The sequence below is a fragment of the Serratia sp. 121840015-1 genome (assembly GCF_053627655.1).
Genome location: NZ_JBSEYF010000002.1, coordinates 507,549 through 529,784, shown reverse-complemented (window position 1 = coordinate 529,784; position 22,236 = coordinate 507,549). Strand labels below are relative to the sequence as shown.

Genomic DNA, 22,236 nt, shown 5'->3' with positions numbered 1-22,236 from the left:
TGATTTTAGGCGATGTTCAGATACTTGTGGGTCTGCATCGACAACCGCCAGTTGCGCGCGATACAGGTTTCGATGCACAGGCGGGTCGCCTCTTCTTTCTGGCTGATCGGCTGCAGCGCAATAATCCGTGCCTTGCCGTCCTGCAGCGTCGCCAGCAGCGCGTCCAGCGCCTCGATGTCGCGCTCGCGCGCCACCGGATGCTTCACCTCGTCGGCGCGCCGCAGCGCCTGATCCAACACCTTCATGCCGCCGCGCATATTCACCTTCGGCGAAACCGTCACCCAGGTTTTGGCGGAACAGCGAATGTCGTGGGTGCCGCTGGTCTCAATCTGGCAGCCGTAGCCATGCTGTTCGAACAGCTCGGTCAGCGGCGTCAGATCGTAGATGCAGGGTTCGCCGCCGGTGATCACCACATGGCGCGCGGTGTAACCTTGTTGGCGCATCACCGCCAGCAGCTGCTCGGCGCCGGCATTGCCCCAGGCGTCGCTTTCCTCTGTTTTGACCAGGATCCGTTGCAGGTCGACTTCCCGATTGGCTTCCTTTTCCCAGGTATGTTTGGTATCGCACCAACTGCACCCTACCGGGCAGCCCTGCAGGCGGATAAAAATGGCCGGCACGCCGGTGAAAAAGCCTTCGCCCTGCAAGGTTTGGAACATCTCATTGATCGGGTACTGCATCGGTTTCTCAATCTGGAAAAGTAAAAAGCGATTATCGCAGATTCCGGCCCGCCGACCAAACGGCCAAAATTGTATTAAATTTTATTCTCCGCGCCGCCGCTAGCATATCCCACCGCCAATGGCGCTCATTTAATTTGTGAGTCGTGCTTTGGCCTTTCATCCGCGGTGCAACCTGCTCCACAGAAAACAACACGCAGTTAACAAATAAGATAATTATATTTGACATAAAGCGCCGACGCGCAGATGTATATACAAGCAAACACAAGCCGAGCGCCAGTTTCGGCCACGTTCCATCCATCACGACTACATCTGCGTTTAGAGGGTGCCATGACTCATTCCACCAGCGAGTTGAACATTCAGCAGGCCATCGACGACAGCAAGTTTTCGCTGTTTCACTGGACCCTGATCATTCTCGGATTCCTGATCCTCGCCATCGACGGTTTCGATACCGCCGCCATGGGCTATATCGCCCCCTCGGTCGCCAAAGACTGGGGCATCGTCAAACAGGATCTGGGGCCGGTGCTGAGCGCCGCGCTGCTGGGGCTGTCGCTCGGCGCGCTGATCGCCGGGCCAATCTCCGACCGCATCGGCCGCAAGCGCGTGCTGGTGTTTTCCTGCCTGTTCTTCGGCCTGTCGAGCCTGGCCACCGCCTACGCCGGCTCGCTCAATAGCCTGACGCTGTGGCGTTTCCTCACCGGCCTCGGGCTGGGAGCGGCGATGCCCAACGCCATCACGCTGATCTCCGAATACGCGCCGCAGCGCTGCCGTTCGCTGGCGATCAATACCATGTACTGCGGCTTTCCGCTGGGCGCGGCCGGCGGCGGTGCCATTTCATCGTGGCTGATCCCGAGCTACGGCTGGCACAGCGTGCTGTTGCTCGGCGCCATTGCGCCGCTGGCGTTGACGGTCTTGCTGATCCTGCTGCTGCCGGAATCGGTCAAATATATGGTCAACCGCGGGCAGGATGCGGCGAAGATCAAGCGCATCGCGCAACGCTTCGTCAGCCAGAGCCTTGATGGTGTAACGCGTTTTTACCTGTACGAAGAGAAGCTGACGCAGGCCAAGACCAGCGTCGGCCTGCTGTTCAGCCGCCCTTACCTGCTCGGCACGCTGATGCTGTGGGTGACCTACTTCATGGGGCTGGTGATCTACTACGTGTTGCTGAGCTGGATGCCAATCCTGATGCAGGGGCTGGGCTATCAGCTGGAACAGTCTGCGATGCTCACCTCGCTGTTCACCTTCGGCGGCACGCTCGGCATCCTGGTAGCCGGCTGGCTGATGGATCGCTGGAATGCGCACAAGGTGGTCTCGAGCGGCTTTGTCGTCACCGCCCTGCTGATCGTGGCGATGGCGACCGAAGACAAGCAGATCGTATTGCTGGGCGCCTTCATCTTCCTGATGGGCGTCACCATGAACGGTGCGCAGTCCGGGCTGCAAACGCTGGCGGCCACCTTCTACCCCACCCACAGCCGCGCCACCGGCATCGCCTGGATGCAGGGCATCGGCCGCTTCGGCGGCGTCGCCGGCACCATGATGGGCGCCCAACTGCTGGCGATGCAGTGGGAAGTGCAGAGCATCCTGATGTTCCTGTGCGTTCCGGCGCTGATCGCCGCCATCGCCACGGTGTGCAAGATGAGCCGCAAGCCGATGCTGCAACCGGCCGCCTGAGCCTGGCAAGCCCGCCCACGGCGGGCTTTCTTCCCGCGGTGATAGGGCTTGTTTATCCTCAGCCGCCAACTGTAATCAGTCTGTAAAAATATTGTGACTAGCCGCCCAAAAATGAGTCATTTTTAATTCATTTTTGCCGAACAGCTCACTTTTCTCAGGCTTTTCGCACATGAAGCCGGCGATGAAAAATCGCATATCAACCTGATATAAAAAGAAAATAACTTTTTCTTATGCCACTTTTCAGCGGCAACTGGTCAGTGTTGCATATGCTTGTACATACAAGTATATGTTAATAAGCCCTACGCATTGTTATGCCGTGGTACTCATCCCCACCGCGGCATGGAATCTGCACCGATACTGTTTGAGGAAACTGCTGTGACTACAAATAACAAAGTTCGCAATGTCGATGTACGCGCGCCACGCGGCACACAATTAAACGCAAAAAGCTGGCTGACCGAAGCGCCGTTACGCATGCTGATGAACAACCTCGATCCTGAAGTTGCGGAGAACCCACACGAGCTGGTGGTGTACGGCGGCATCGGCCGCGCCGCACGCGACTGGGATTGCTACGACAAGATCGTCGAAACCCTGAAAACGCTGGAAGAAGACGAAACCCTGCTGGTGCAATCCGGCAAGCCGGTCGGTGTCTTCAAAACCCACAGCAACGCCCCGCGCGTGCTGATCGCCAACTCCAACCTGGTGCCGCACTGGGCGACCTGGGAACACTTCAACGAACTGGACGCCAAAGGCCTGGCCATGTACGGCCAGATGACCGCCGGCAGCTGGATCTACATCGGCAGCCAGGGCATCGTTCAGGGCACCTATGAGACCTTCGTCGAAGCGGGCCGCCAGCATTACGACGGCAGCCTGCAGGGCCGCTGGGTACTGACCGCCGGCCTGGGCGGCATGGGCGGCGCGCAGCCGCTGGCCGCGACGCTGGCGGGCGCCTGCTCGCTGAACATCGAATGTCAGCAGAGCCGCATCGATTTCCGCCTGAAAACCCGCTACGTCGATGAGCAGGCCAACGATCTGGATGACGCGCTGGCCCGCATCAAAAAATACACCTCAGAAGGCAAAGCCATCTCCATCGCCCTGTGCGGCAACGCGGCGGAAATTCTGCCTGAGCTGGTTCGCCGCGGCGTGCGCCCGGACATGGTCACCGATCAGACCAGCGCCCACGATCCACTGAACGGCTACCTGCCGAAGGGTTGGAGCTGGGAAGAGTATCGCCAGCGCGCCCAGACCGAGCCGGCTAAAGTGGTCGCCGCCGCCAAACAGTCGATGGCCGATCACGTCAAAGCCATGCTGGCGTTCCAGCAGATGGGCGTGCCGACCTTCGACTACGGCAACAACATTCGCCAGATGGCGAAAGAAACCGGCGTCGACAACGCCTTCGACTTCCCGGGCTTCGTGCCGGCCTACATCCGTCCGCTGTTCTGCCGCGGTATCGGGCCGTTCCGCTGGGCGGCGCTGTCCGGCGATCCGCAGGACATCTACAAAACCGACGCCATGGTGAAAGAGCTGATCCCGGATGACGAACACCTGCACCGCTGGCTGGACATGGCGCGCGAGCGCATCAGCTTCCAGGGCCTGCCGGCGCGCATCTGCTGGGTTGGCCTTGGCCAGCGCGCCAAGCTGGGCCTGGCGTTCAACGAGATGGTGCGCCGCGGCGAACTGTCCGCCCCGATCGTCATCGGCCGCGACCACCTGGATTCCGGCTCCGTTTCCAGCCCGAACCGTGAAACCGAAGCGATGAAAGACGGTTCCGATGCGGTTTCCGACTGGCCGTTGCTGAACGCCCTGCTGAACACCGCCAGCGGCGCCACCTGGGTTTCCCTGCACCACGGCGGCGGCGTCGGTATGGGCTTCTCCCAACACTCCGGCATGGTGATCGTCTGCGACGGCACCGACGAGGCCGCCGAGCGCATCGCCCGCGTCCTGCACAATGACCCGGCTACCGGGGTCATGCGTCACGCCGACGCCGGTTACGATATCGCTATCGACTGCGCCCGTGAGCAAGGCCTGAACCTGCCGATGGTTGCCGCGACCCAAGGAGAAAAAGCATGAAAGCGCTGACTATTCACCCAGGCAAACTGACGCTGGCCCAGCTACGCGACGTCTATCAACACCCGGTGACGCTGACGCTGGACGACAACGCCTACGCGCCAATCCAGCAGAGCGTGGCCTGCGTGGAACGCATCGTTGAAGAAAACCGCACCACTTACGGCATCAACACCGGATTTGGCCTGCTGGCTTCGACGCGCATCGCCCGCGACGATCTGGAAAACCTGCAGCGTTCGATCGTGCTGTCACACGCCGCCGGCGTGGGCGAGCCGACCGACGACAACCTGGTGCGCCTGATCATGGTGCTGAAGATCAACAGCCTGTCGCGCGGCTTCTCCGGCATTCGTCTGGAAGTCATTCAGGCGCTGATCGCGCTGGTCAACGCCGAAGTTTATCCACATATTCCGCTGAAAGGCTCCGTCGGCGCCTCCGGCGACCTGGCGCCGCTGGCGCACATGAGCCTGGTGCTGCTGGGCGAAGGCCAGGCGCGCCATCAGGGCCAATGGCTGCCGGCGACCGAAGCGCTGGCCAAAGCCGGCCTGAAACCGCTGACGCTGGCGGCGAAAGAGGGCCTGGCGCTGCTGAACGGCACCCAGGTCTCCGCCGCCTTCGCGCTGCGCGGCCTGTTCGATGCCGAAGATCTGTTCGCCGCCGCGACCGTGGCGGGCAGCCTGACGGTGGAAGCGGCGCTGGGCTCTCGCAGCCCGTTCGATGCGCGTATCCACGAGGTGCGCGGCCAGCGCGGCCAGATCGACGCCGCCCTCGCCTATCGCCACCTGCTCGGCGCGCGCAGCGAAGTCTCCGACTCGCACCGCAACTGTGAAAAAGTGCAGGATCCTTACTCCCTGCGCTGCCAGCCACAGGTAATGGGTGCCTGCCTGACGCAGATCCGCCAGGCCGCCGAGGTGCTGGAAATTGAAGCCAACGCCGTCTCCGATAACCCGCTGGTGTTCGCCGAACAGGGCGACGTGCTGTCCGGCGGCAACTTCCACGCCGAACCGGTAGCGATGGCCGCCGATAACCTGGCGCTGGCGTTTGCCGAAATCGGTTCGCTGTCCGAGCGCCGCATCTCGCTGATGATGGACAAGCACATGTCGCAGCTGCCACCGTTCCTGGTGGAGAACGGCGGCGTGAACTCCGGCTTCATGATCGCCCAGGTGACCGCCGCGGCGCTGGCCAGCGAAAACAAAGCGCTGGCGCACCCGTCGAGCGTCGACAGCATTCCGACCTCCGCCAACCAGGAAGACCACGTTTCCATGGCGCCGGCCGCCGGTCGCCGCCTGTGGAGCATGGCGGACAACGTGCGCGGCATTCTGGCGGTCGAATGGCTGGCCGCCTGCCAGGGCCTGGATTTCCGCAACGGCCTGAAGACCTCGGAAGGTCTGGAGCAGGCGCGCCGTCTGCTGCGCGAGCATGTCAGTTTCTACGACAAGGACCGTTTCTTCGCCCCCGACATTGAAGCCGCCAGCCAACTCTTGGCGGCCGGTCACCTGACATCGCTGCTGCCTGCGGCGCTGCTGCCTAGCCAGGCATAATCATCACACTCTGAATCACGCAGTTTGTTCTGCCCCGCCGGGTGCGTTCCACCCGGCGCGGGCAGCGCGTGCCTGTTCGGCAAACACTTAACGGGAAGCAACATGCGTAACGAAACGACACAACTCAGACGCGGACTAAACGCGCGGCACATCCGTTTCATGGCTCTCGGCTCGGCGATCGGCACCGGCCTGTTCTACGGCTCCGCCGGCGCCATCCAGCTGGCCGGCCCGGCCGTGCTGCTGGCCTACCTGGTGGGCGGCGCGGCGGTGTTCATGGTAATGCGCGCGCTGGGTGAAATGGCGGTGCACCAGCCGGTTTCCGGCTCGTTCGGCCACTACGCCAGCCACTATCTCGGCCCGCTGGCCGGGTTCCTCACCGGTTGGACCTACACCTTCGAAATGGTGATCGTCGCCCTGGCGGACGTCACCGCCTTCGGCATTTATATGGGGCTGTGGTTCCCGGAGGTCGCCCAGTGGGTCTGGGTGCTCAGCATCATTCTGTTTATCGGCGCGCTCAACCTGTGCAGCGTCAAGGTATTCGGCGAGCTGGAATTCTGGCTGTCGCTGGTCAAGGTCGCCGCCATCGTGGCGATGATCGTCGGCGGCGCAGCGGTGATGCTGTTCGGCTTCGGCCAAACCCAGCACGCCACCGGTATCAGCAACCTGTGGCAGCACGGCGGCTTTATGCCTAACGGCATCGGCGGCGTGGTCGCGTCATTGGCGGTGGTGATGTTCGCCTTCGGCGGCATCGAGATCATCGGCATTACCGCCAGCGAGGCGAAAGACCCCGCCAAAGTGCTGCCGAAAGCGATCAACGCCGTGCCGGTGCGCATCCTGCTGTTCTACGTGCTGACGCTGACGGTGCTGATGGCGATCTACCCGTGGAACAGCATCGGCCAGAACGGCAGCCCGTTCGTGGAGATCTTCAGCAACCTCGGCATCAGCTCCGCCGCCAACGTACTGAACGTGGTGGTGATCACCGCCGCCATCTCGGCCATTAACAGCGACATCTTCGGCGCCGGCCGCATGATGTACGGCATGGCGCAGGACGGCCAGGCGCCGCGCAGTTTCACCAAACTGACCGCCAGCGGCGTGCCCTGGATGACGGTGCTGGTGATGTCGGTCGCTCTGCTGTTGGCGGTGGTGCTCAACTACCTGATCCCGGAGAAAGTCTTCATGATCATCGCCTCGATCGCCACCTTCGCCACCGTCTGGGTGTGGCTGATGATCCTGCTGTCGCAGATCGTCATGCGCCGCACGCTGTCGCCGGAGGAAACCCGTCAGCTGAGCTTCCCGGTGCCATGGTGGCCAGTGGCGCCGGCATTAGCGACCGCCTTTATGGCATTTGTCATCGGCCTGCTCGGCTACTTCGAAGAGAGCCGCATCGCGCTGTACGTCGGGCTGGTGTGGATCGCTTTACTCACCGTGGCTTACTGGCTGTGGGTGCGCAAGAAAGGCGGCGGCTCGCCGGTGAGCGCGGCAACGCAGCAGATGTAACGCTCGCTTCTGATAAAACCCGCTGCGGCGGGTTTTTTATTGCGCTTTTGGCCAAACGCCGACCATAAAAAAACCCGCCGCAGCGGGTTTTTATTTAACAACCGAATCGGTCGAACTTACTGGCCTTTAACTTCTTTCAGGCCGTTGAACGGCGCACGGTCACCCAGCGCTTCTTCGATACGGATCAGTTGGTTGTATTTGGCAACGCGGTCAGAACGGCTCATAGAACCGGTTTTGATCTGGCCAGCCGCAGTCCCTACCGCCAGGTCGGCGATGGTCGCGTCTTCGGTTTCACCGGAACGGTGAGAGATCACCGCGGTGTAGCCAGCGTCTTTCGCCATCTTGATAGCAGCCAGCGTTTCGGTCAGAGAACCGATCTGGTTGAATTTGATCAGGATGGAGTTAGCGATGCCTTTCTCGATGCCTTCTTTCAGGATCTTGGTGTTGGTCACGAACAGATCGTCGCCCACCAGCTGGATTTTGTCGCCCAGAACTTTGGTCTGGTAAGCGAAGCCCGCCCAGTCGGATTCATCCAGGCCGTCTTCGATAGACACGATTGGGTACTGTTTGGTCAGATCTTCCAGGAAGTGAGTGAACTCTTCGGAAGTGAAGGCTTTGTTGCCTTCGCCGGCCAGCACGTATTTACCGTCTTTGTAGAATTCGGAAGCCGCACAGTCCATCGCCAGAGTCACGTCTTTGCCCAGCTCGTAGCCTGCCGCTTTTACCGCTTCAGCGATAACCGCCAGCGCTTCGGCGTTGGAACCCAGGTTTGGTGCATAGCCGCCTTCGTCGCCCACGGCGGTGTTCATGCCTTTGGCTTTCAGAACTTTCGCCAGGTGGTGGAACACTTCAGAACCGATGCGCACCGCTTCTTTCAGGGTTTTCGCGCCAACCGGCTGAATCATGAATTCCTGAATGTCGACGTTGTTGTCAGCGTGCTCGCCGCCGTTGATGATGTTCATCATCGGCAGTGGCATGGAGAATTTGCCTGGGGTGCCGTTCAGTTCAGCGATGTGCTCGTACAGCGGCATGCCTTTAGAGGCTGCGGCCGCTTTCGCTGCTGCCAGGGAAACCGCCAGAATGGCGTTGGCGCCGAAGTTGGATTTGTTCTCGGTGCCGTCCAGATCGATCATGATCTTGTCGATGTTCGCCTGGTCTTTGGCATCTTTACCCAGTACTGCCTGAGCAATCGGACCGTTTACTGCAGCAACGGCTTTCAGTACGCCTTTACCCAGGAAACGAGACTTGTCACCGTCACGCAGTTCCAGCGCTTCGCGGGAACCGGTAGAAGCACCTGACGGCGCAGCAGCCAGGCCTACGAAACCGCCTTCCAGATGAACTTCGGCTTCAACAGTCGGGTTACCGCGGGAGTCGATGATTTCACGACCGATGACTTTAACGATTTTGGACATTAGGTTTTCCTCAGTACAAGTTAAACTAAAACTCCAGACAAACAGCGCGCGGTTCTCACCGCGCGCCGCCTACCAAATATTTTATTTCACCTGGCGCTTCTGATGCTCGCCTGCGGCTTTCACGAAGCCGGCGAACAGCGGATGCCCATCACGCGGCGTAGACGTAAATTCCGGGTGGAACTGACAGGCTACAAACCACGGGTGATTCGGCAGTTCAATGATCTCGACCAGCTTGTTGTCGGCGGAACGACCGGCGACACGCAGCCCTGCGGCTTCGATCTGCTTCAACAGCATGTTGTTAACTTCGTAACGGTGACGGTGACGCTCGACAATGGTCGGTTCGCCGTACAGCTGACGCACCAGGCTGTTGTCGATCAGGTTGCACTGTTGGCCACCTACGCGCATCGTGCCGCCCAAATCGCTTTCTTCGCTGCGCACTTCGACGTTGCCGTCTTCGTCGCGCCATTCGGTGATCAACGCCACCACCGGGTACTTACAGTCTGGCATAAACTCGGTGGAGTTGGCGTTTTCCATGCCTGCCACGTTGCGAGCAAACTCCATCAACGCCACCTGCATGCCCAGGCAAATGCCCAGATAAGGAATGTTGTTCTCACGCGCATAGCGTGCGGTCATCACTTTGCCTTCCACGCCGCGGTAGCCGAAGCCGCCCGGGATCAGGATCGCGTCCAGCCCTTTCAGCACTTCCACGCCGCGGGTTTCCACGTCCTGCGAATCGATCAGCTTGATGTTTACGGTCAGACGGTTTTTCAGCCCGCCGTGCTTCAGCGCTTCGATCACCGACTTGTAGGCGTCCGGCAGCTCAACGTATTTGCCGACCATACCGATGGTCACTTCGCCGCCCGGATTGGCTTCTTCGTAGATCACCTGTTCCCATTCGGCCAGGTTGGCTTCCGGTGCGTTCAAGCTGAATCGTTTACAAATATAATCGTCCAGCCCCTGAGATTTCAATAGGCCTGGGATTTTATAAATAGAATCAACGTCTTTCAGAGAGATAACCGCTTTTTCCGGCACGTTGCAGAAAAGCGCGATTTTAGCGCGTTCGTTAGCAGGAACCGCGCGATCGGAACGGCAAATCAGCACATCCGGCTGAATACCGATGGAAAGCAGCTCTTTTACGGAATGCTGGGTCGGCTTGGTTTTCACTTCACCGGCCGCCGCCATGTACGGCACCAGCGTCAGGTGCATGTACAGAGTGTGCTCGCGGCCCACTTCCACCGCCATCTGACGGATGGCTTCGAGGAACGGCAGCGATTCGATATCGCCGACGGTGCCGCCGATTTCCACCAGCACCACATCGTGGCCTTCGCCACCTTCGATGATGCGCTCTTTGATCGCGTTGGTGATGTGCGGAATGACCTGCACGGTCGCACCCAAATAGTCGCCGCGGCGTTCTTTACGCAGCACGTCGGAGTAGATGCGGCCGGTGGTGAAGTTGTTGCGACGCGACATTTTGGTGCGGATGAAGCGCTCGTAGTGACCCAAATCCAGATCGGTTTCTGCGCCGTCTTCGGTGACGAAAACTTCCCCATGCTGAATCGGGCTCATGGTGCCCGGATCCACGTTGATGTACGGGTCCAGTTTCATGATGGTAACGTTGAGGCCACGGGCTTCAAGAATAGCCGCCAGAGAGGCTGCGGCAATGCCTTTACCCAGAGAGGATACGACCCCGCCGGTCACAAAAATATAATTAGTTGTCATGCTGAACCTGAGAGTTTAGGTTTAAAGACGATGGAAGAACCAGGACGGGAAAGTAGTATACCCGAACCTCTCCTGACCTACAAACGATCGTTTTGCTGTCCATCATCTCGGCCGCCCTCCCGTGTTCATCAGGGTTTACTCCGCCGGCGCCGCCTAAACCCTCCAGGTAAAACAAAGAGTTAGCAGAGAAAATTTCTTTTTACCGCCCCTCAGGAGCGATAAAACGCCTTAGATTTCAGTTTGTTGCCCTTTTGCTGCCGCCGGCAGCCATGCGCCTCTAACCTGACCGAAAGCTTAACCGTTTCAGCTTGAGCGAACCTTGTCGGCGATCAACATTGTCGCGGCGATTCAACTTTCCTGACGTTTCACCTGCTGCCAGGCCTCTTCCATCTGCTCCAGCGTGGCGTCTTCAAGCCGCAGCCCGCTTTGCTGGACAATCTCTTCCACCTGGCGGAAGCGGCGCTCGAACTTGCGGTTCGCCGCCTGCAGCGCGTTCTCCGCCTTGTGGCCTAAATGGCGCGACAGGTTCACCGTGGCGAACAGCAGATCGCCGATCTCCTCTTCCAGCTTGCTCTCGTCGACCACCGCCTGGCGGGCTTCGTGCATCACTTCGTCGATCTCTTCGTACACTTTGTCCAGCACCGGGCCCAGGGTATTCCAGTCGAAGCCGACCGAGGCGCAGCGTTTCTGGATCTTGTGCGCTTTCATCAACGCCGGCAGCGCCTGCGGAATGTCGTCCAGCACCGAGTGCAGCGCTTTTTCGGCGCGCTCGCCGGCCTTCAGCTGCTCCCAGCGCGCCGCCACGGCTTCGCTGTCTCCGCCCTCGGCGTCGCCGAAGATGTGCGGGTGACGGCGCTCCAGCTTGTCGCTGATGGCGGTGCACACCTCATCGAAATCGAACAGCCCCTGCTCCTGCCCCATCTGGGCGTAGAACACCACCTGAAACAGCAAATCGCCCAGCTCGTCGCGCAGATCGGCGTAATCCTGCCGCTCGATGGCGTCCAGCACTTCGTAAGTCTCTTCCAACGTATAAGGCGCAATGGTGGCGAAGGTTTGCTTGCGGTCCCACGAGCAACCGATCTGCGGGTCGCGCAGCGTTTTCATGATGTTCAGCAGACGCTGCAGCGGAGTGGATTGGGTCATAAAAAATCTCTGAGAAAGAATGGAAGCGCATGGGGGCGCACGCCGAATTCGGGCCGTATCCGCTATCGATACGGCCCGAAGGCGATGTGAGCTTAGTTGCCGTGCAGACGCTTGGCGTCTATCACGTCCGGCAGCTGGTTCAGCTTCGCCAGCACCCGGCTCAGCACCTGCTGGTTGTAGATTTCGATATCCATGTCGATGGTGGCCAACTGCTTCTTGGTGTCGCTGCGGCTGGCGACGCCCAGTACGTTGACCTTTTCGTTGGCCAGAATGGTGGTAATGTCGCGCAGCAGCCCGCTGCGATCGTTGGCCATCACGCGCACCACCAGCGAATAACCGCTGGAGTAGCTTTCACCCCATACCGCGTCGACGATGCGCTCCGGCGCGTGCGATTGCAGATCGACCAGCTGATCGCAGTCCGCACGGTGGATCGAAATACCGCGCCCCTGGGTGATAAAGCCGACGATGTCGTCGCCCGGGATCGGCTGGCAGCAGCGGGCGATGTGGTGCATCAGGTTGCCCACGCCCTCCACCACCACCCGGCCATTGTCCTTGTTGCGGGCCGGCGGCGGCGCTTTCTGCTGCACCAGCTGGCGCAGCGCCTCGCGATCCTGCTCTTCGGCGCTCGGCTTGTTGAACTTGCCCTGCAGGTAATTCACCATCTGGTTCAGGCGAATGTCCCCACCGCCGATCGCCGCCAACACCTCGTCCAGCGAGTTCATGTTGTAGCGCGGGATCAACAGCTTCTCGGCCTCTTTCAGGCTGATGCCGAGATGCTCCAGTTCGTTGTCCAGCATCTGACGACCGGCGAGAATGTTCTTGTCGCGATCCTGCTTGCGGAACCAGTTATGGATCTTCGAGCGCCCGCGGCTGGTGGTGACATAGCCCAGGTTCGGGTTCAGCCAGTCGCGGCTCGGGTTCGGCTGCTTCTGGGTGATGATCTCAATCTGATCGCCCATCTTCAGCTGATAGGTAAACGGCACGATGCGGCCGCCGATCTTGGCGCCGATACAGCGGTGACCGACGTCGCTGTGAATGTGGTAAGCGAAATCGAGCGGCGTGGAGCCGGCCGGCAGATCCACCACGTCGCCTTTCGGCGTAAACACATAGACCCGATCGTCGAACACCTGGCTGCGCACTTCGTCGAGCATCTCGCCGGAGTCCGCCATCTCTTCCTGCCAGGCGATGAGCTTGCGCAGCCAGGCGATGCGTTCTTCGTAGCCGGAGCGCACGGTCACGCCCGCGCCCTCTTTGTACTTCCAGTGCGCGGCCACGCCCAGCTCGGCGTCTTCATGCATTTGCCGGGTGCGGATCTGAATCTCGACGGTTTTGCCGCGCGGCCCCAGCACCACGGTGTGGATCGACTGGTAGCCGTTGGGTTTCGGGTTGGCGACGTAGTCGTCGAACTCGTCCGGCAGATGGCGGAAATGGGTATGCACGATGCCCAACGCCGCATAGCAATCCTGCAGGCGCTCCGCCACGATGCGCACCGCGCGCACGTCGAACAGTTCGTCGAACGCCAGGTGCTTTTTCTGCATCTTGCGCCAGATGCTGTAGATGTGTTTCGGCCGGCCGTAGATCTCCACCCGAATGCCTTCGCTGGCCATCTCGGTACGCAGCCCGGCGACGAAATCGTCGATGAACTGTTCGCGATCGATGCGGCGCTCATGCAACAGCTTGGCGATGCGCTTGTATTCTTCCGGATGCAGGTAGCGGAAGCAGAAATCCTCCAGCTCCCACTTCAGCTGGCCGATGCCGAGCCGGTTGGCCAGCGGGGCGTAGATGTTGGAACATTCCTTCGCCGCCAGCACGCGTTCGTCTTCCGGCGCGTCTTTCACCTCGCGCAGATGGGCGATGCGCTCCGCCAGCTTGATGACCACGCAGCGGAAATCCTCCACCATCGCCAACAGCATGCGGCGCACGTTGTCGACCTGTTCGGAGGCCATCGAATCGTTTTGGGTGGCTTTCAGTTGGCGAATGGCGTCCATGTCGCGCACGCCGTGCACCAGCGCGACGATGCCCTTGCCGAACGCTTCGGTCAGGGTCTCTTCCTGCACGATGCCGGCGTCCACCAGCGGGAACAGCAGCGCGGCGCGCATGCTGTCGTTGTCCATGCTCAGCGTCGAGAGGATTTCCACCATCTCCAGACCGCGCCACAGCAGCAGCGAGGCGTCGGGATGGTTCTGGGTCTGCTGCTCACAATAACGCCAGGTTGCGGCCAATCGCTCACATGACTGCGGGTTAGGTAGCCCCAAGCCAGCGATCCACTCATCGAGAGCGAATTCACCCGCCGTATTCAGATGTGCACTTCTTACCGCAACCATAACTTCTCCCTACTTTGCAGCGACCTCTGGCGCGCGCTCGTTGATAAACAGCGCCATTGATTCAAGATGCCCCGTGTGCGGAAACATATCCAACATCCGCACGCGCGCAAGACGATAACCGGCGCTCAACAGCACTTTGCTGTCGCGAGCCAGCGTGGTGGGGTTACAGGAAACATACACCACCCGCGCCGGCGCCAGTTTTACAATGTGTGACATCACCCCGGCCGCACCGGCACGGGCGGGATCCAGCATCACCTTATCAAACCCTTGTGCTGCCCAAGGTTGCCGCGCAACGTCGTCCTCCAGATTCTCGTGGAAGAACGATGCATTATTCAGCTTATTCTTATGTGCATTATATTGCCCATTCGCTACCAGCGTGGCAACACCTTCGATGCCCACCACCGCAGCGGCCCGGCGCGCCAACGGCAGGGTGAAGTTGCCCATGCCGCAGAACAGGTCCAGCACCCGATCATTGGGTTGAATATCGAGCCATTCAAGGGCCTGCGCCACCATTTGTTGGTTTACGACGTCATTGACCTGAATAAAGTCGCGCGGACTGAAGTCTAAGCGTAGCCCGTCAACCTGATAATACGGCGTGTCACCGCACAGTTTCTCCACGCGATCGCTGTCCGGCGCCAGATAGACGGCGACGTTTTCCCGCTCGCCAAACGCCAACAGCGCCTGCCGATCCGCCTCTTTCAGCGCGTCGAGATGGCGCAGCACCAGCAGCGGGCCGTTGTCCGCCAGCACCAGCTCCACATGCCCCAGCCGCCGTACCGCCTGCAGCCCGCTCAGGCAGGCGCGCACCGGTGCCAGCAGCTGTTCCAGCTCCGACCGCAGCACCGGACAGTGCTCCACCGCCACCAGCTCGTTGGAGGCCGCCTGTCGAAAACCCATCATCAGGCGCTGCAACTTCGGCTGCCATGCCAGGCTCAGGCGAGCGCGGCGGCGATAGCCGTATTCCGGGCCGGCGATCACCGGTTCCTGCTGCGGGGTCACCCCGGTTTCGCGGGCGATCATGCGCACCAGCGCCGCCGCCTTGCTCTGCTGCTGCAGCGCTTCATCCGCATGCTGCTGCTGGCAGCCGCCGCAGACGCCGAAATGCGGGCAGCGCGGCGTCACCCGCTGCGGGCTACGGCTCAGCAAGCGTTTGAGCTTGCCTTTGGCGAACTGGCGCTTGTCTTCGGTCAGCTGGATTTCCGCCTGCTCGCCCGGCAATACGCCCGGCACGAACACCGCTTTGCCGTCGTGGCGCGCCACGCCCTGGCCGAAAGGATCGAGATCGCTCACCGTCACGGTGAAGATTTGTGAGCTCTGCCGGGTCGTCACGCGGCGTTTGGGAGAGTAGAATTGCGCCATATTTGTCGATTGTGTGCTGGTTCATTAAGCTAGTGTCAGCTGTCAATTCTCCCACATTGGAATCCCATGACCAAATACAGCCTGCGTGCGCGCATGATGATCCTGATTCTGGCCCCGACCTTGCTGATTGGTTTGCTGCTCAGCACCTTCTTCGTGGTGCACCGCTATAACGAGCTGCAGGAGCAATTGGTCGACGCCGGCGCCAGCATCATCGAGCCGCTGGCGGTGGCCAGCGAGTACGGCATGACGTTCCGCAGCCGAGAATCGGTCAGGCAGCTGGTCAGCCTGTTGCACCGCCGCCATTCGGACATCGTGCGTTCGATCACCGTGTTCGATGCGCAGAATAATTTGTTCGTCACCTCCAATTATCATCACAACTTCGCTCAGCTGCAGCTGCCGAAAGGCGTGCCGTTGCCCACCGAGCTGATGCTCACCCGACGCGGCGATTCGCTGATCCTGCGCACGCCGATCCTGTCGGAAAGCCAGTATCCGGATGAAACCGCCGACGGCGGCAGCCACCCCGACAACAACCTAGGCTATGTGGCGATCGAGCTGGATCTGCAGTCAGTGCGGCTGCAGCAATATAAAGAGGTCTTCGTCTCCACCCTGCTGCTGTTGCTGTGCATGTGCATCGCTATCCTGTTCGCTTACCGGCTGATGCGCGACGTGACCGGCCCGATCCGCAACATGGTGAACACCGTCGACCGCATCCGCCGCGGCCAGCTCGACAGCCGCGTGGAGGGCTACATGCTCGGCGAGCTGCACATGCTGAAGAATGGCATCAACTCGATGGCGATGTCGCTCACCGCCTATCACGAAGAGATGCAGCAGAACATCGATCAGGCCACCTCCGATCTGCGTGAAACCCTGGAGCAGATGGAGATCCAGAACGTCGAGCTGGATCTGGCGAAAAAACGCGCGCAGGAGGCGGCGCGCATCAAGTCCGAATTCCTGGCCAACATGTCGCACGAGCTGCGTACACCGCTCAACGGCGTGATCGGCTTCACCCGCCAGATGCTGAAAACCGATCTGAGCGCGACCCAGACCGATTATTTGCAGACCATCGAACGCTCGGCCAACAACCTGCTGACCATCATCAACGACGTGCTGGACTTCTCCAAGCTGGAAGCCGGCAAGCTGGTGCTGGAGCATATTCCTTTCGCCCTGCGTGAAACGCTGGACGAAGTGGTGGTGTTGCTGGCACCCAGCGCCCACGACAAGGGGCTGGAGCTGACGCTGGATGTGCACAACGACGTGCCGGAGCAGGTGATCGGCGACTCGCTGCGCCTACAGCAAATCATCACCAACCTGCTGGGCAACGCCATCAAGTTCACCGAAACCGGCAATATCGACATTCGCGTCGAGCTGCGCAAACAGCTGGATCGCCGGGTGGAGGTGGAAGTGCAGATCCACGACACCGGCATCGGCATCTCCGAACGCCAGCAGTCGCAGCTGTTCCAGGCGTTCCGTCAGGCGGACGCCAGCATCTCCCGCCGCCACGGCGGTACCGGGCTGGGGCTGGTGATCACGCAAAAACTGGTGAAAGAAATGGGGGGCGATATCTGCTTCCACAGCCAGTTGAACCGCGGCTCGACCTTCTGGTTCCACATCACGCTGGATCTGAACGAGGGCATGCTGTCGCTGGCGCCGAGCCTGCCGGACCTGAGCGGCAAAACGCTCGCCTATATCGAGTCCAACCCAACGGCGGCGCAGGCGACGCTCAACATGCTCAGCATCACGCAGCTGGTGATCACCCACTCGCCGACGCTGGGCCAGTTGCCGCCAGGCCACTATGACTTCCTGCTGGCCGGCGTGCCCATCCCGTTCCGCGACAACATGGCGCAGCACGAGGACAAATTGCTGGCCTCGCTGAAGCTGGCCGATCGGGTGATTCTGGCGCTGCCGTGCCAGGCGCAGATCGACGCCGAGCTGCTTAAACAACAAGGCGCGCTCGGCTGTCTGATCAAGCCGATCACCAGCACCCGACTGTTCCCTCTGCTCCGGATGGAAGCGCCGGCACGCCTCACCGCGCAGCCTGAGCGTAAACGCCTGCCGCTGACGGTGATGGCGGTTGACGACAACCCGGCCAACCTGAAGCTGATCGGCACGCTGCTGGGGGAACAGGTAGAAAAAACCCTGCTGTGCGAGAGCGGTGAGGAAGCGCTGGCGCTAGCGCGCGACAACGTGCTGGATTTGATCCTGATGGACATTCAGATGCCGAAGATGGACGGCATTCACGCCAGCGAACTGATCCGCCAGCTGCCGCATCACAACTCCACGCCGATCGTCGCCGTTACCGCCCATGCCGCCAGCGGCGAGCGCGAGCACCTGCTGCAGGCCGGGATGGACGACTATCTGGCCAAACCGATCGACGAGAAAATGCTGACCCGCGTGCTGTCGCGCTACCACAGCGGCGACGTGGAAAACGCCATCGCCGACGACGCACCGCTGTCGCTCGACTGGCCGCTGGCGCTGCGTCAGGCGGCCAACAAACCGGACCTGGCGCGCGATCTGCTGCAAATGCTGCTCGATTTCCTGCCGCAGGTGCGCGAACGGGTACAGGCGCTGCTCGACGGCCAGCATGACGACGAGATCCTCGATCTGGTCCATAAGCTGCACGGCAGCTGCAGCTACAGCGGCGTGCCGCGCCTCAAGCAGCTGTGTTTCTACCTCGAGCGGCAGCTGCGTCAGGGCATCACCAACGACGAACTGGAGCCGGAGTGGCTGGAGCTGTTGGATGAGATTGAACTGGTGATCCACGCGGCGCGCGCGCATCTGGCGCAACCCGCCTGAATCCTCAGGCCATAACGCAAAAAGGCACGCCGCAGCGTGCCTTTGTTTTTTTAACGCCTGACGCCTATCACTGCGCCAGCAGGTACAGCTGGCTCTCGCGGCGCTGAATATTCAACGCCAGCACCGACGGCTTGCTGTCGAGGATTTTACGCAGCTCACCCAGGTTCTGGATCGGCTGCTGGTTCACGCCCAGGATCACGTCGCCCTTTTTCAGGCCGATGCGCGCCGCGGCGCTGCCGGCTTTCACGCTATCAACCTTGACGCCCTTCACATTGCCGACCTGGGTGTTGCTCAGCTCGGCACCTTCAATGCCGGTGTAGATATTGCCCGAGGCCACCTGGGTCTGTGCGCTTTGCTCCAGCGTGACGTCAATCGTCACCGGCTTGCCGTCGCGAATAATGCCCAGCGACATCTTGCTGCCGACCGGCAGCGTGCCGATCTCCGCCCGGAACGAGGCGAAGCTGGAGATGGCCTTGCCGTTCATGGTGACGATCACGTCGCCGGCCTTGATGCCCGCCTTCGCCGCGGAAGACTTCGGCATCACCTGGCTGACGAAGGCCCCGCGCTGCGCGTCGACCTTCATCGCCTTGGCCAGCTCAGAGTTCAGCTCGGTACCCATGATGCCCAGCTCGCCGCGTTTCACCTGGCCATATTCGACCATTTGCGCCGTCAGGTTTTTCACCATGTTGCTCGGAATGGCGAAGCCGATACCGATGTTACCGCCGTCCGGCGCCAGGATCGCGGTGTTGATGCCGATCAGCTCACCGTTGAGATTAACCAGCGCCCCCCCGGAGTTACCGCGGTTGATCGCCGCATCGGTCTGGATAAAGTTTTCGTAGTTTTCGATGTTCAGGCCGCTGCGCCCCAGGGCGGATACGATGCCCGAGGTGGCGGTTTCACCCAGCCCGTACGGGTTGCCGATCGCCACGGTGTAATCGCCGACGCGCAGCTGATCGGAATCCGCCATCTTGATCGCCGTCAGATTCTTGAAGTCTTTCAGCTGGATCAGCGCAATATCGGAACGCGGATCCTTGCCGATCACCTTGGCGTCGAAACGGCGGCCGTCGCTCAGCTGCACCTGGATCTTGTTGGCGTTGTCCACCACGTGGTTATTGGTCACCACGTAGCCCTTGGCGGCATCGATGACCACCCCGGCGCCCAGCGCCTGGAATTTCTGCTGCGTGCCCTGCGGCTGGCCATCCGGCCCAGGCTGTTCGCCGCCCTGACACATCGGCGAGCCCTGGAACGGCGAGCCGTCCTGGCAGAACGGTGAATCTTCGCCGAAGAACTGTTGGAACTGCTGCGGCATGCGCGGCGTATTGACCGTGGTGCTGCCCTCAACGTTAATGCTCACCACGGAAGGCATTACCTTTTCCAGCATCGGCGCCAGGCTCGGCAGCTGTTGGGTGCTGGAAGAGGCGGTTTCAGCGGCGCTGGCCGTGACCGGGCCCATCGCCATACCGATACTGAATGCCAGTGCGCTCAGAACTAATGCGGTTTTTTTCATCTGTGTGTCTCTTATAAAGTCGTTCAAAAAGAATGGCTGTCTTGCGTGCTTATTCAGAGTTAATTAATAGCCCGAAGTTCCGGCACAGATGATTGGCAATAGTAAACAAATATTGTCCGTCTTTACAAAACTCGAGACAGCCAACCGATTGGAATTGCTAAAATTATTCTTCAGCGTAATTATTCCGCCGCCATCAATCGACGATATTCGTCATAGGCGTAAAGGTCGGTCATTCCGCTGATATAGTCCTGCAATAAACGCGCGCGGAAATAATATTCCCGAATGGCTTGCTGCTCCGGCGATAAATGCTGCAGCCCCTCTACCGCCTCCGCATACGCCAGCCGATGCTTGGTGGACAGCTTGTGGAACAGGCGCGTTTCGATCGGGTAAGCGCGATGGCTGTCCTCGCGCACCAGTTGGCTGAAATCCGCCAGCGACATCGCCAACAGCGGGCTGTAAATGTCCAGCAGGCCGCTGATCACCCGGTAGCCTTGCAGCTCGAGTTGCTCGACCTCCGGGTGGTTGAACACGTGCTTGAACGCCACATTTTTAAATATTTTCAGCAGCCGGTACGCCGGGCTGGAGTCCTCCAGCAGCGCCTGATTGAAACTGCCCTGATAGACCGCGTCCAGATTGTCGATAAAGCGCTGCGCCGCGTGCGGCACCAGCCGCGCCACGGTAAACACCCGCAGATACATGAAGAACTGATCTTCCGCGCTGCGCCGCGCGCCGCCGCGATCGATCTTGCGAAACGCGCTGGCGACGGTCTTGTCGAACAGATCGCCCGGCACCACCTCGCCCCACTCCTGAATCAGGTGCTGATACAGCTGCTCGACGGTGAAAATGCTCTTCTCCACCGCGTCTTCCAGATCGGCCACGCAGTACGAGATATCGTCGGCGGCCTCCATGATATAGGTCAGCGGGAAACGATCGAACTCGCCCATGTGCAGCTCGCGCCGCAGCCGATCGACGAAGGCCTCTTCCGCCAGATAGTAGCCGGGCTTTTTCATCAGGTAACTGTGGCTGGCGGGGATGTCGCTCGCCCAGTAGGCCGGGCGGGTGTATTTCAAAATGCAGCCGACCTGCGCGTAGGTCAGGTTGAGCTTGAGCAGGCTGTACACCATGCGGATCGCTTGGGCATTGCCCTCGAAGTGGCTGAGATCCTGACGGATCCGGCTGCGCAGCCGGTTCAGATCGCTCTCCCCCTCATGCAGGCGCAGCGTCGCCACCTGGCAGCGATCGTGGCTGCCCGGCTCGCTGCCGCAGCTGGCGGGATCGAGCCGTTGGGCAAACCAGTCGTTGATCGCCGACTCGCCGAAGTGACCGAACGGCGGATTGCCGATGTCGTGCATCAGGCAGGCCATTTCCACGATGCTTTCAAACGGATCGAGCAGCCGGGTCAGGCCGAGCTCATCAATTCTCCCCGCCTGTTTGAAGCGGTTGAGGATCTCTTTGGCGATGTGGCGCCCAACCTGCTGCACCTCCATCGAGTGCGTCAGGCGGCTGCGCACCGCCGCGTTGCGCTCCAGCGGAAACACCTGGGTTTTTTGCTGCAGACGGCGAATGGCGGCCGAGTTGACGATGCGCCCGCGATCGCTCTCGAATTGCCGCACGATGTCGTACTCTTCCTCGGCCTCGATCGGTTTGCTGAAAGGCCGTTGGAAGCTGATTTTTTGCTTGAAGTCGATCCCGGACATCTGTTTCTCCGCCGTTGCGCCCTGCCCCCGTGATAACAATTCCCGGCAGCGGATGCAACGCATTATCTCTCATACACAGCCATGATAGACTATGCCGCAATTCTCACGGCCAATCAGCGAGTGTTATTTATGAAAGTAGGCATCATCGGCGCAATGGAGCAGGAAGTCACCCTGCTGCGCGATCAAATCGAAAACCGTCAAACCATCCAGCGTGCGGGCTGCGAAATCTACACCGGCCAGATCGGCGGCGTTGACGTGGCTCTGCTGAAATCCGGCATCGGTAAAGTCTCGGCGGCCATGGGCACCACCCTGCTGCTGGAACACTGCAGCCCGGATCTGGTGATCAACACCGGTTCCGCCGGCGGCCTGGCCAGCACCCTGCGCGTGGGCGATATCGTGGTGTCGGAAGAAGTGCGCTACCACGACGCCGACGTCACCGCCTTCGGCTACGAGCCGGGCCAGATGGCCGGCTGCCCGGCGGCGTTCGTCGCCGACGACGCGCTGATCGCGCTGGCGGAAAGCTGCATCAAACAGCTGGATCTGCACGCGGTGCGCGGCCTGATCTGCAGCGGTGACGCCTTCATCAACGGCGCCGAGCCGCTGGCGCGCATTCGCGCCACCTTCCCGCGCGTCGCCGCCGTGGAAATGGAAGCCGCAGCGATCGCCCACGTCTGCCATCTGTTCGGCACGCCGTTCGTGGTGGTGCGCGCCATTTCCGACGTCGCCGACAGCGAATCGCACATGAGCTTTGACGAGTTCCTGGTGGTAGCGGCCAAGCAGTCTACGCTGATGGTCAACGCCATGCTGCAAACCCTGGCCAAGCGCGGTTGATGTGAGGCTG

Annotated in this window: 14 protein-coding genes; 6 read left to right on the top strand and 8 right to left on the bottom strand. The window is 60.6% G+C overall.

Translation table 11 applies throughout. From position 1 onward, the window contains the following. Nucleotides 1-5: 5 nt before the first annotated feature. Entirely contained in the window at nucleotides 6-677 is a 672-nt protein-coding gene (gene queE / locus ACUXAC_RS15900) for a 7-carboxy-7-deazaguanine synthase QueE (protein WP_387443200.1), read from the bottom strand. A 327-nt stretch (nucleotides 678-1,004) separates the two neighbouring features. Between queE and ACUXAC_RS15895 the strand changes: the two genes are divergently transcribed. From ACUXAC_RS15895 to ACUXAC_RS15880, 4 genes are all read left to right on the top strand, one after another. Further along, a complete protein-coding gene (locus ACUXAC_RS15895) occupies nucleotides 1,005-2,345 on the top strand; it encodes an MFS transporter (RefSeq protein ID WP_015376678.1) in 1,341 nt (446 codons plus the stop codon). Between the two features lie 375 nt (nucleotides 2,346-2,720). Continuing rightward, entirely contained in the window at nucleotides 2,721-4,412 is a 1,692-nt protein-coding gene (gene hutU, locus ACUXAC_RS15890) for a urocanate hydratase (protein WP_041033306.1), read from the top strand. Further along, nucleotides 4,409-5,944 carry a histidine ammonia-lyase gene (gene hutH, locus ACUXAC_RS15885; protein ID WP_421115329.1) on the top strand — a complete coding sequence of 512 codons (1,536 nt, stop codon included), beginning with the start codon at nucleotides 4,409-4,411 and terminating at the stop codon, nucleotides 5,942-5,944. The genes hutU and hutH overlap by 4 nt, the downstream gene beginning before the upstream one ends. 102 nt (nucleotides 5,945-6,046) lie before the next feature. Next, nucleotides 6,047-7,441 (top strand): amino acid permease, encoded by a 1,395-nt coding sequence (locus tag ACUXAC_RS15880; RefSeq protein WP_060422516.1) that lies wholly within the window; start codon nucleotides 6,047-6,049, stop codon nucleotides 7,439-7,441. Between the two features lie 116 nt (nucleotides 7,442-7,557). Here the strand turns inward: ACUXAC_RS15880 and eno are convergent, their stop codons facing one another. The 5 genes from eno to rlmD form a co-directional block, all read right to left on the bottom strand. Next, a complete protein-coding gene (gene eno, locus ACUXAC_RS15875; protein ID WP_038873548.1) occupies nucleotides 7,558-8,853 on the bottom strand; it encodes a phosphopyruvate hydratase in 1,296 nt (431 codons plus the stop codon). Nucleotides 8,854-8,934: 81 nt separating this feature from the next. Further along, complete coding sequence (pyrG, locus tag ACUXAC_RS15870) at nucleotides 8,935-10,572, bottom strand: glutamine hydrolyzing CTP synthase (RefSeq protein WP_033637139.1); 1,638 nt, start codon at nucleotides 10,570-10,572, stop codon at nucleotides 8,935-8,937. Nucleotides 10,573-10,920: 348 nt separating this feature from the next. Beyond that, entirely contained in the window at nucleotides 10,921-11,715 is a 795-nt protein-coding gene (mazG, locus tag ACUXAC_RS15865) for a nucleoside triphosphate pyrophosphohydrolase (RefSeq protein ID WP_033649234.1), read from the bottom strand. 92 nt (nucleotides 11,716-11,807) lie between these two features. Continuing rightward, entirely contained in the window at nucleotides 11,808-14,039 is a 2,232-nt protein-coding gene (relA, locus tag ACUXAC_RS15860) for a GTP diphosphokinase (protein ID WP_038873545.1), read from the bottom strand. A gap of 9 nt (nucleotides 14,040-14,048) precedes the next feature. Next, a complete protein-coding gene (rlmD, locus tag ACUXAC_RS15855) occupies nucleotides 14,049-15,398 on the bottom strand; it encodes a 23S rRNA (uracil(1939)-C(5))-methyltransferase RlmD (protein ID WP_387443191.1) in 1,350 nt (449 codons plus the stop codon). Nucleotides 15,399-15,464: 66 nt separating this feature from the next. On the opposite strand from rlmD, the gene barA reads away from it, so the two are divergent. Next, a complete protein-coding gene (gene barA / locus ACUXAC_RS15850; protein ID WP_038873538.1) occupies nucleotides 15,465-18,191 on the top strand; it encodes a two-component sensor histidine kinase BarA in 2,727 nt (908 codons plus the stop codon). Nucleotides 18,192-18,258: 67 nt separating this feature from the next. Here barA and degP read toward each other — a convergent pair whose 3' ends face one another. Together degP and dgt are read right to left on the bottom strand one after the other, a co-directional pair. Beyond that, nucleotides 18,259-19,698 carry a serine endoprotease DegP gene (gene degP, locus ACUXAC_RS15845; protein ID WP_454266778.1) on the bottom strand — a complete coding sequence of 480 codons (1,440 nt, stop codon included), beginning with the start codon at nucleotides 19,696-19,698 and terminating at the stop codon, nucleotides 18,259-18,261. 179 nt (nucleotides 19,699-19,877) lie between these two features. Further along, complete coding sequence (gene dgt, locus ACUXAC_RS15840; protein WP_025301593.1) at nucleotides 19,878-21,395, bottom strand: dGTPase; 1,518 nt, start codon at nucleotides 21,393-21,395, stop codon at nucleotides 19,878-19,880. 129 nt (nucleotides 21,396-21,524) lie between these two features. Between dgt and mtnN the strand changes: the two genes are divergently transcribed. Beyond that, nucleotides 21,525-22,226: a 5'-methylthioadenosine/S-adenosylhomocysteine nucleosidase gene (mtnN, locus tag ACUXAC_RS15835; protein WP_049200308.1), complete on the top strand. Its 702-nt coding sequence runs from the start codon at nucleotides 21,525-21,527 to the stop codon at nucleotides 22,224-22,226. The last annotated feature ends 10 nt before the right edge of the window (nucleotides 22,227-22,236 follow it).